Below are 10,577 nucleotides of genomic sequence, written 5' to 3' on the forward strand. Positions count from 1 at the left end.
AGATTGTCTGATTAACTTGTTAAAGAGCATTGGCAACCGGAAGTCACTTCCGGGTTGCGAGGCTGCGTATCTTACGCTTTCCTCTTACCGTGTCAAGCCTTATTTTCCAGGGCTTTTCACGTTGTCATCCCGACCGGTTTGTGTGTTTGTCGTGACAACGGAAGCGCATTATAGGGAGTTTTTTGATACTGGCAATAGTTATTTTAAAAAAAGATTTCAAACGATTATTTATCACCCAAAACACCCGAATTTGGTGTTTTTCCAATCTATAAAAAGAAAAAAGAGGTGCAAATACACCTCTATATACCAATCTAACATCAAGATGCGTGTGATTTATCCCCCGCTTCGTGGGGATAAATCAGGTTTCATATAGTATTGTAAATTGCAACTTGCAATTTAATACGTATAAGAACTTTCTAAGCAATCATTATCATTGTGTTGCAACAATACGATTGTCTTCTAATTTCAACGTTACTAACTTACCTGGTATCAATTTACCAGAGAGAATTTGCTGGGCCAGTGGATTTTCAATCTCTTGCTGGATGGCCCGTTTCAATGGACGAGCTCCATATACAGGATCAAAACCAGCTTCGCTTAGTTTTTCCAACGCTGGCGGTGTTATCTCCACTCGATAACCATGATCTTCCAAACGCTGATATAAACGCTGCAATTGAATATTCGTAATAGATTTCAGATGTTCTTTCCCTAATGGGTGGAACACCACAACTTCATCAACCCGGTTAATAAACTCAGGCCTGAAATGATGACCAACCACATCCATCACCATATTTTTCATACCTATATAATCCAATGTACCAAAGCGTTCTTGAATCATATCGGAGCCTAAGTTAGAGGTCATAATCACAACAGTGTTACGAAAATCAACTGTTCTTCCTTGACCATCAGTCAAACGGCCATCATCCAATACCTGCAACAAGATATTGAAAACATCTGAGTGGGCTTTCTCTACTTCATCCAGCAGAATGACAGAATAAGGACGACGGCGCACCGCTTCTGTCAGATACCCACCTTCTTCATATCCAACGTAACCGGGAGGCGCTCCCACCAACCTTGAAACGGCGTGTTTTTCCATAAACTCTGACATATCAATGCGCACCATAGCATCATCACTGTCAAACAAGAAATTAGCCAACGCCTTACACAATTCTGTTTTTCCCACCCCAGTCGGCCCCAGGAACATGAAGGAACCGATTGGACGATTAGGATCAGATAATCCTGCTCTGCTACGACGAATTGCATTCGATACAGCATCAACTGCTTCATTCTGCCCTATCACGCGTTTATGCAATTCTTGCTCCATACGCAGTAACTTATCTTTTTCGCTTTCCAGCATCCTGGATACAGGGATCCCTGTCCAGCGCGCGAGTATTTCAGCAATTTCAGCATCCGTGACTTTGTTACGCAGCAACTTCATATGACGATTTTCTGCTGTTGTTGCTGTTGCCAGACGTTTTTCCAATTCTGGAATTTTTCCGTACTGAATTTCAGACATTTTAGCCAAGTCGCCACTACGGCGAGCTTTTTCTAATTCAATACGGACATTTTCTAATTCAGCCTTGATATTCTGGGTGCCACTCAGTTCAGCTTTCTCCGCTTTCCACTCTTCTTCCAATTCAGAATATTCACGTTCTTTTTCTGCCAATTCTTCGTTCAGCATCTCTAAACGTTTTTTACTGGCATCATCAGACTCTTTTTTCAGTGCTTGCTGCTCAAGTTTTAATTGAATAACACGACGCTCAAGGCGATCCAATGCTTCTGGTTTAGAATCCATCTGCATACGCAGACTTGCCCCTGCTTCATCAATCAAATCAATTGCTTTATCAGGCAGCATACGATCAGAAATGTAGCGATGAGATAATGTTGCAGCCGCCACTATAGCCGGATCAGTAATTTGGACGTGATGATGCAACTCATATCGCTCTTTCAATCCACGTAAAATAGCAATCGTGTCCTCAACCGTAGGTTCTGCCACATAAACTTTCTGGAAACGGCGTTCTAAAGCCGCATCTTTTTCTATATATTGACGATATTCATCAAGTGTTGTGGCTCCAACACAATGCAGTTCCCCACGAGCCAGAGCGGGTTTTAGCATATTACCAGCATCCATTGCGCCTTCGGCTTTGCCAGCGCCTACCATAGTGTGTAACTCATCAATAAACAGAATGACTGAACCTTCCTGTTTGGCAAGATCGTTCAAAACACCTTTCAAACGCTCTTCAAATTCACCACGATATTTAGCACCGGCTAATAACGCTCCCATATCAAGAGACAGAACACGTTTGTTTTTCAGCCCTTCTGGAACTTCACCATTGACAATACGCTGTGCCAAGCCTTCAACAATCGCGGTCTTCCCAACCCCTGGCTCACCAATGAGGACAGGGTTATTTTTGGTTCTACGTTGCAATACCTGAATAGTTCGACGAATTTCTTCATCACGCCCGATCACAGGATCTAATTTGCCTTGTTCAGCACGTTCAGTCAGATCAATAGTATATTTCTTTAATGCTTGGCGCTGATCTTCTGCGCCTTGTTCATTCACTTTTTCACCACCACGCATTTGTTCTATTGCCTTAGTGATTTTATCCTTAGTTGCTCCCGCCGCTTTCAACATGTCACTTAATGTTCCACGTTCTTCTATCGCTGCCAGAACAAAGAGTTCAGAAGAAATGAAGTTATCACCTGATTTTTGTGCAAGTTTGTCACACAGGTTTAAATAACGTCCCAGTTCGTTGGATACCTGCACATCTCCACCATTACCTTCTACTTTCGGCAATCGGTTCAGAGCCTGATTCAGTTGATCATTGAAATTTCCTGTATCCACCCCTGCCGAGGCCAATAAAGGACGTACTGAACCGCCTTCTTGATTAATTAATGCACTCATCAAGTGGATTGGTTCGATGAATTGATTATCACGCCCTAACGCGAGGGATTGGGCGTCAGCGAGAGCAAGCTGGAATTTATTGGTAAGACGATCCAGACGCATAACACCTCCAATACTGGTCAGAATTTGCTACTGGAGACTAGATAAGGTCATTCCTTAAATATTCAAGGTTTTCTGAAAAGTTAATTGGAAACTTACCGCTATACGCCAAAGATCGTCCTGTAAAGTAGGTTATCGCAACCAGATTAAAGTTGCCATTCGCCCTGTATTACCATCACGACGATAGGAGAAAAAGTTCTTTTCCTCCGTGACAGTACATGCGGTTCCACCAAAAATCTCCGTTATACCTACTGACTGCAACTTTAATTTAGCCAGTAAGTAAATATTTGCCAGAAACTTATTACCATAAGATGTAAAAGCTTGTTCCAGATCAGGATTGGTTGCGATGAAAGCGTCCCTAACTTCACTTCCCACTTCAAATTTTTCAGTGCCAATAGCAGGCCCCAACCACGCACGGATCATGTCAGGTTTTGCGCTAAATCGAGACACAGTATTCTCCAACACTCCGGCACATAATCCGCGCCATCCTGCATGAGCCGCCGCAACCTCATCACCAGAAATACTGCAAAAAAGAACGGGTAAACAATCTGCTGTCATCACAGCACAAACCTGATCAGGGGTATTCGTGTAAACAGCATCAGCCTGATTATTCACCAATGGCTGGCCATCAAGTGTGATAACACGTGTTCCATGTACTTGTTCCAACCATGTCGGTTGCTGCGGTAATTGGGCATATTCAACCAATAGTGCCCTATTCCGTTCCACGTATTCTGGAACGTCCCCAACATGATTACCTAGATTTAAACTGTCATATGGGGATTGGCTTACTCCGCCTAAACGGGTAGTGCTGCAAGCGCCAACATTATCAGGCTGTGGCCAATCAGGAAAAATCAGGGGTGTCATTTACCTACCAATCCATCTCATCTTTGAAAGTCTCGGCATCCGCTTTCATTATTTCAATTAATTTAACCATGTCGTCCGGTAATGGAGCATGCCATTCCATCTCAATTCCAGTGATCGGATGGTAAAGACGTAACATGGTTGCATGCAATGCCTGGCGATCAAAATTGCGCATCACTTCGCGAAATTCATCAGAAGCCCCTTTTAAGGGACGAGGCCGACCGCCGTACAGAGGATCACCCACCAACGGGTGTTTTATATGTGCCATGTGTACACGAATTTGGTGTGTTCTGCCTGTTTCCAAGCGCAAGCGCAAACGAGTATGTGCCCGGAAATGCTCCATAACACGGTAATGGGTAACAGCAGGTTTTCCCATAGGATGTACCGCCATGTGTGTCCGTTTTGTTGGATGGCGAGAGATAGGTTCTTCCACCGTTCCTCCAGCCGTCATACATCCCAAAGCAACCGCTTCATATTCACGAGTTATTTCACGCAGTTGCAAAGATTCCACCAAACGGGTTTGTGCCGGAACGTTTTTTGCCACAACCATTAGCCCTGTCGTATCTTTGTCAAGACGATGAACAATACCTGCACGGGGAACATCTGCAATTTCAGGATAATGATATAGCAAAGCATTCAATACGGTACCATCAGGATTACCGGCTCCCGGATGAACAACCAAATCACGTGGTTTATTGATGACCAAAATATCGTCATCTTCATAGACAATATTCAGTTCGATATCCTGAGGCTCCCAACGTGCATCTTCTTCAATGATGGCGTCAACGAAAATTTCTTCACCGCCCAGAACTTTTTCTTTTGGTTTGCTAATTAATTTGCCATTGACTTGAACTTTATTATCCAAGATCCACTCTTTTATACGTGACCTAGAGTAATCAGGGAACAATTCAGCCAAAGCTTGATCTAAACGTTGACCAAGCTGAGATTCAGCGACTATTGCGTTAAGTCGGATTTGTTGAGCCATATATAACTTCTATATTTTACGTTGAGTTTTGACGGCGAGGCCGTTTCATTTAAAATAGTGTGCTATTGTAACCCCATATTTTGCCGGGAGCTTCACGGACAGTCTCCCAGAAAACACTCAGAGGATAATCAACACGTGATGATTCGCATGAAATATCTGGTGGCAGCGACCACATTGAGCCTGGTTCTATCTGGATGCTCCAGCAATAAGGATGCTGTTCCTGATATCCCGCCATCTCAAATTTATTCAATTGGGCAAGAAAAGCTGCAAGAAGGTAACTATAAAGCGGCTATCAAGCAATTGGAATCCCTTGATAACCGATATCCTTTTGGCCCGTACTCCCAGCAAGTTCAACTTGATCTAATCTACGCCTATTACAAATCAGCGGAATACCCATTGGCTCTCGCATCCATTGACCGTTTCATGCGCCTGAATCCAACCCACCCTAATATCGACTATGTACTCTATATGCGTGGTTTGGTTTCGCAAGCTCTGGATGACAGTCCATTACAAGGTTTTTTCGGCATTGATCGATCAAATCGTGATCCTGAACATGCCCGTGCTGCATTCCGTGATCTCAACCAACTGGTGCGCTATTACCCAAACAGTCAATATTCGACTGATGCTACTAAGCGATTAATTTTCCTCAAAGAGCGTTTAGCCAAATATGAACTTGCCGTTGTTCAATATTACACAAAACGAAGTGCTTACATAGCGGTTGTCAATCGGATAGAACAGATGCTACGAGACTACCCTGATGCTAATGCAACTCGGAAAGCACTCCCTTATATGGAGTCAGCTTATAAAGAATTAGGATTGACGGCTGAAGCCGATAAAGTGGCACAGCTGATCGCTGCTAACCCTGTATAAAATCTTATCCCATTAAATTTGAATACGTAATCAAAAACAGTAGCTCAATGGCTACTGTTTTTTTATCTAATTAATGAAGTTACCAGGAATATCACGGCTGGGAATGTGATTTTGTAGGACTTGCCTTTTGTTCTGTTTCACCAACAAACCAAACGCATCAGCACATTTGGTCATATTTTATTTGGCTATATCTTGATTATTTTCACCTTGAAAATAATTCAATTTTTGTAATTATAACGCGATTTAACAATCCCATAACTGACTAATAATGACGCATAACTGCTTCCTTCGCAACAAATATTCTTCATATCTTCCTTGGCTATCACAATTCTGTTAATTACTGCCAAAATCACTCAATAAAAGTGATTTAGATCATTCTTTTTATGCAAAATGGCGCTATGCTGAGCACATCAGAGACGGAGCAACATCTTAAAGAGGTAACTATATGTTAGTGAACATTACCAGCAAACAAATGGAAATTACCCCCGCAATTCGTAGCCATGTAGAAGACCGTCTAAATAAGTTGAGCAAATGGCAAGTTAATCTAATCAATCCACATATTGTACTATCAAAAGAGCCGCAAGGGTTTTTGGTTGATGCCACAATCGGTACACCAAATGGTACGTTAGTAGCCAGCGCTAAACATGAAGATATGTATGCTGCAATCAATGATCTGCTGACAAAATTAGAGCGTCAACTCAATAAAGTACAGCATAAAGCAGAAGCTCGCCGTACAGACAATAGTGTTAAAGAGTCCAATCTCAACTTAGAAGTATAATCCTCCCTGATCCTTTCTCTAACGCGCTCAATGAGCGCGTTTTTTACTGCCTGTTGACACTCCATGCTAAATAGGTTAATTAAACTACATTATTGAAACTATAAAGTAGCAGGCTAACAAGCCAAATGATTATCAAGCCGTCTTTATTATTTTTCTTTTTTTTCACCTTCACATCAGGAGGTTGATTCGTTTCAAAGAAAATTTAAGAAGACGAATAAAAGCCTCCCATCGACAGGGAGGTTTTTTGTTTTACTGATCCCAAACATATTTACGATACACAGACTACACTCATAATAAGAATATCAGGAAAATACTATGGAACGAGACTTAGTGAGTTTACGAGAAGAAATTAGTCATATTGATGCAGAACTGCTGGATCTACTTGCTAAACGCCGACAATTAGCCAGTGACATCGCCCAGACAAAACTGCTCGATCATCGCCCTATCCGAGATAAAAACCGTGAACGACAGTTGTTGAATGTATTGATTGATAAAGGAAAATCACGTGGATTAGATGGATTTTACATTACACGATTATTCCAGATGATCATTGAGGATTCTGTTCTTACCCAACAGGCTTTATTACAACAATATCTGAATCAGACACCTTACGATTCTGCCCGTATTACTTTTTTAGGGCCAAAAGGCTCATATTCTCATATTGCCGCTCGACAATTTGCTGCTCGTCACTTTAATCAGTTGGTTGAGTGCAGTTGCCACAAATTCTCAGATATTTTCTCACTGGTTGAGATTGGTCAAGCTGACTATGGCATCCTGCCACTGGAAAATACCAGTTCAGGGGCAATTAATGAGGTTTATGATTTATTGCAACATACCCCTCTATCCCTTGTTGGAGAGATAACTTTGCCAATCAACCACTGTCTGTTGATTGCTGGGCAAACTGATATCTCAAGGATAAAAACCGTTTATAGCCATTCCCAACCGTTTCAACAATGCAGCCAATATCTCAATAAATATCCTGACTGGAATATTGTCTACTGTGAAAGCACTGCTGCTGCTATGCAAAAAGTGGCTGAACTCAACTCGCCAGAAATAGCGGCATTAGGCAGTGAGGCTGGCGGCACTCTTTATGGATTACATGTGTTAGAAAACAACCTGGCAAATCAGCAAGAGAATAGCACTCGCTTTATTGTTGTTTCCCGTAAAGCTATTGACGTATCCGAGCAAGTTCCAGCCAAAACTACGTTTATTATGTCAACCGGGCAGCAAGCAGGAGCACTGGTTGATGCTCTCATTATCCTAAAGAAACATGATATCCCCATGAGTAAATTAGAGTCTCGCCCAATAAATGGCAAACCGTGGGAAGAGATGTTTTATATTGATGTACAAGTCAATCTGCGTTCTATGAAAATGCAACAAGCATTGAAAGAATTGACGGAAATTACGCGTTTTCTGAAAGTGTTAGGATCTTACCCATCAGAGAATATTATTCCTATTGATCCTGTTTAAGGTAAAAAGACAAAACCGGATGTTTCTATCCGGTTTTAAAAAAGACCTATACTCGGTTGTCACTAGCCTGCTGCAAAAGCACTCGGCTTTCCTTCATAAATCGAGCGGCTTCATCACCAAACCAACCACTCACTTGGTTAAAGTTCTCAATAAAGGCTGACTTATCTTGGTGTTCCAAGATTTCCAGCACCTGCCCGAAACTTTGGTAATACCGACGTATTAGTGCAATATTTTCAGGACTAGACATAATAATATCAGCATACAGTTGAGCATCTTGTGCAAATAATCGACCTACCATCGCTAGCTCCAATCGATATATTGGTGAAGATAATGAAAGCAATTGTTGTAAATCGATATCTTCCTTTGCAAGATGCCGTCCGTAACAGAAGGTAGTAAAATGACGTAACGCCTGAACGAAACTCATATTTTTATCATGCTTCTCCGCGGTAATTTGATGCAACCTCGCTCCCCATACTGATATCTGTTCCAAAAACCATTGATACGACTCTGGATAACGTCCATCGCAATACACAACTACTTGTTTAGCAAAGCTACCTACATCTGGCCCAAACATCGGGTGCAATCCTAAAACCGGTCCTTTATGTACTTCAAGCATTGCCTTTAGCGGTTTTTGCTTGATTGAAGCCAAGTCAACTAAAATGCATTGTTCTGGCAAAGGAGGTAATCGACGGATAATCTTTTCTGTCAAGTGAATGGGAACACTAACGATCACCATCCCTGCTCCGGCTAATATATGTTCGGCATTATCCCAATCGTCAGCTTCGAGCACCCTGACTTCATAGCCAGACAGCGTCAACAATTGGCTGAATAGTCGTCCCATTTTGCCTGAACCACCTACAATGACCACAGGTCCCAAATGAGTGCTGAGTTTTTTAAAGCCTTTGTTATTTTCACTGACATAAGATTCTCGCATAATTCGGCGCAAGATATCTTCAATCAAATCAGGAGGAATTCCCATATTTTCCGCCTCCTGACGGCGGGAAGCCAACATAGCAGCCTCCCTGTCAGGATCATAAATCGGTAAACCGAGTTGACTTTTAACTTCACCCACTTGCGCCACTAAATTCATTCTTTTTGCTAGCAACGATAATAAGGTTTTATCTGCCTCATCAATTTGAGCTCTCAACTGTGACAATTCTGTTGCCATATTGATTATCCTGCTTTTTCCATAATTATGTTTCGATTAACCAAATGTGGAGCGATTTGTTGGTGCAGTTTTTTCAATATTTGTTCCGTAGTCTGCCAGCTAATGCAGGCGTCTGTCACCGAAACACCATATTTCATCTCAGTACGAGGTTGTTCGGAGGATTGATTTCCCTCATTAATATGGCTTTCCAACATAATCCCTGTGATGGATTGATTTCCAGACATAATCTGTTCAGCAACAGAATCCACAACGATACTCTGGCGACGAAAATCTTTACTGGAATTACCGTGACTACAATCGATCATCAGCGATGGTATTAACCCAGCTTTAATCATCTGGCGTTCACAATCAGCAACGTGTTCTGCACTGTAATTCGGCGCTGCGCCACCACGCAATATCACATGTCCATTCGGATTACCCTGAGTTTGTAGCAAACAAACTTGACCTGATTGATTTATCCCCATAAAGCGATGAGGCATTGCTGCTGCTTTCATGGCATTAATTGCCGTATTCAAACTACCATCTGTGCCATTTTTAAATCCGACGGGTACAGACAATCCAGATGCCATTTCACGATGAGTTTGAGATTCTGTTGTTCTGGCACCAATTGCTGACCAGCTAAATAGATCCCCTAAGTATTGGGGATTATTGGGATCAAGTGCCTCATTGGCCAATGGCAGTCCCATTTCTACCAGGTTCAACAACAGGCGGCGGGCAATATGCAGCCCCGCATCCATATCAAATGAACCATCCATATAGGGATCACTAATTAGCCCTTTCCAACCAACAGTTGTACGAGGCTTTTCAAAATAGACACGCATAACAATATACAGACAATCACTCAATTCAACAGAAAGCACTTTCAAACGACGGGCATAGTCCAAGGCTGCATCCACATCATGAATTGAACATGGACCACATACCACTAATAACCGAGGATCGCGATGCTGAATAATGTCAGCGATAGTATTACGCGCGTTTGTGATGGCATATCGATCATGGCTATTCAGCGGATATTTCAGTTTCAACTCCTTTGGTGTGATGAGGACTTGCTCATCAAGGATATGAACGTTATTCAGAGTGTCTTTTTGCATGATCATTTCTACCTGCCTTGTCTGTTTAGTGTTTGTCTAAGTGTCTGCTGGATAACATACCATGAGCCGTAAAGATTACAATCCAAAAACGCAAATATTTTCTTTACAACGTAAATATTACTTTACAAAGAATACAAAGGCTATTGGTGCATGGACATACTAACAAGCTGTTGAATTTTATTTTCATGTCAAAATATATAAACAATTATTAAAGTTAATTCATTGTAAACAACGCATCACAATCACATAAAAATAGAAATAATTTATTAACCGATTGCGTACGGTTTATTACAAAAATAAATATTTTTATAAATCAAACACTAAAAACAAGATCTCAATCTCATTTTTAT

General features: G+C 41.6%; 9 protein-coding genes. 4 read left to right on the plus strand and 5 right to left on the minus strand.

Annotated elements, in window-relative coordinates; genetic code table 11:
* Positions 1–373: hypothetical protein (locus tag IQ211_RS19680; RefSeq protein WP_228011606.1), on the plus strand; the 373-nt coding region annotated here is incomplete at its 5' end.
* 57 nt (positions 374–430) lie between these two features.
* Here the strand turns inward: IQ211_RS19680 and clpB are convergent.
* From clpB to rluD, 3 genes are all read right to left on the minus strand, one after another.
* Positions 431–3,004, minus strand: coding sequence for an ATP-dependent chaperone ClpB (gene clpB, locus IQ211_RS16130; RefSeq protein ID WP_189760401.1), 2,574 nt, complete (start codon positions 3,002–3,004; stop codon positions 431–433).
* 129 nt (positions 3,005–3,133) lie between these two features.
* Positions 3,134–3,865, minus strand: a complete 732-nt coding sequence (gene yfiH, locus IQ211_RS16135) for a purine nucleoside phosphorylase YfiH (protein ID WP_189760400.1) — start codon at positions 3,863–3,865, stop codon at positions 3,134–3,136.
* Between the two features lie 4 nt (positions 3,866–3,869).
* Positions 3,870–4,847 (minus strand): 23S rRNA pseudouridine(1911/1915/1917) synthase RluD, encoded by a 978-nt coding sequence (gene rluD, locus IQ211_RS16140; protein WP_189760399.1) that lies wholly within the window; start codon positions 4,845–4,847, stop codon positions 3,870–3,872.
* Between the two features lie 138 nt (positions 4,848–4,985).
* Between rluD and bamD the strand changes: the two genes are divergently transcribed.
* From bamD to pheA, 3 genes are all read left to right on the plus strand, one after another.
* Complete coding sequence (gene bamD / locus IQ211_RS16145; protein WP_189760404.1) at positions 4,986–5,717, plus strand: outer membrane protein assembly factor BamD; 732 nt, start codon at positions 4,986–4,988, stop codon at positions 5,715–5,717.
* A 445-nt stretch (positions 5,718–6,162) separates the two neighbouring features.
* Positions 6,163–6,495, plus strand: coding sequence for a ribosome-associated translation inhibitor RaiA (raiA, locus tag IQ211_RS16150; RefSeq protein ID WP_189760398.1), 333 nt, complete (start codon positions 6,163–6,165; stop codon positions 6,493–6,495).
* A gap of 315 nt (positions 6,496–6,810) precedes the next feature.
* The gene (gene pheA, locus IQ211_RS16155; protein WP_189760397.1) at positions 6,811–7,965 is read left to right on the plus strand and encodes a bifunctional chorismate mutase/prephenate dehydratase; all 1,155 of its coding nucleotides are present in this window, start codon (positions 6,811–6,813) and stop codon (positions 7,963–7,965) included.
* A 46-nt stretch (positions 7,966–8,011) separates the two neighbouring features.
* Here pheA and tyrA read toward each other — a convergent pair whose 3' ends face one another.
* Together tyrA and IQ211_RS16165 are read right to left on the minus strand one after the other, a co-directional pair.
* Complete coding sequence (tyrA, locus tag IQ211_RS16160) at positions 8,012–9,133, minus strand: bifunctional chorismate mutase/prephenate dehydrogenase (protein WP_189760396.1); 1,122 nt, start codon at positions 9,131–9,133, stop codon at positions 8,012–8,014.
* 5 nt (positions 9,134–9,138) lie between these two features.
* Positions 9,139–10,233, minus strand: coding sequence for a 3-deoxy-7-phosphoheptulonate synthase (locus IQ211_RS16165; protein ID WP_276529789.1), 1,095 nt, complete (start codon positions 10,231–10,233; stop codon positions 9,139–9,141).
* Positions 10,234–10,577 lie beyond the last annotated feature (344 nt).

Source organism: Xenorhabdus griffiniae (assembly GCF_015163655.1).
Taxonomy (GTDB): Bacteria; Pseudomonadota; Gammaproteobacteria; order Enterobacterales; family Enterobacteriaceae; genus Xenorhabdus; species Xenorhabdus griffiniae.

What these genes read in the sequence shown, in the direction of transcription:
- clpB (WP_189760401.1), bottom strand. Translation starts at nt 3,004, where the DNA reads ATGCGTCTGGATCGTCTTACCAATAAATTCCAGCTTGCTCTCGCTGAC.
- yfiH (WP_189760400.1), bottom strand. Translation starts at nt 3,865, where the DNA reads ATGACACCCCTGATTTTTCCTGATTGGCCACAGCCTGATAATGTTGGC.
- rluD (WP_189760399.1), bottom strand. Translation starts at nt 4,847, where the DNA reads ATGGCTCAACAAATCCGACTTAACGCAATAGTCGCTGAATCTCAGCTT.
- bamD (WP_189760404.1), top strand. Translation starts at nt 4,986, where the DNA reads ATGATTCGCATGAAATATCTGGTGGCAGCGACCACATTGAGCCTGGTT.
- raiA (WP_189760398.1), top strand. Translation starts at nt 6,163, where the DNA reads ATGTTAGTGAACATTACCAGCAAACAAATGGAAATTACCCCCGCAATT.
- pheA (WP_189760397.1), top strand. Translation starts at nt 6,811, where the DNA reads ATGGAACGAGACTTAGTGAGTTTACGAGAAGAAATTAGTCATATTGAT.
- tyrA (WP_189760396.1), bottom strand. Translation starts at nt 9,133, where the DNA reads ATGGCAACAGAATTGTCACAGTTGAGAGCTCAAATTGATGAGGCAGAT.
- IQ211_RS16165 (WP_276529789.1), bottom strand. Translation starts at nt 10,233, where the DNA reads ATGATCATGCAAAAAGACACTCTGAATAACGTTCATATCCTTGATGAG.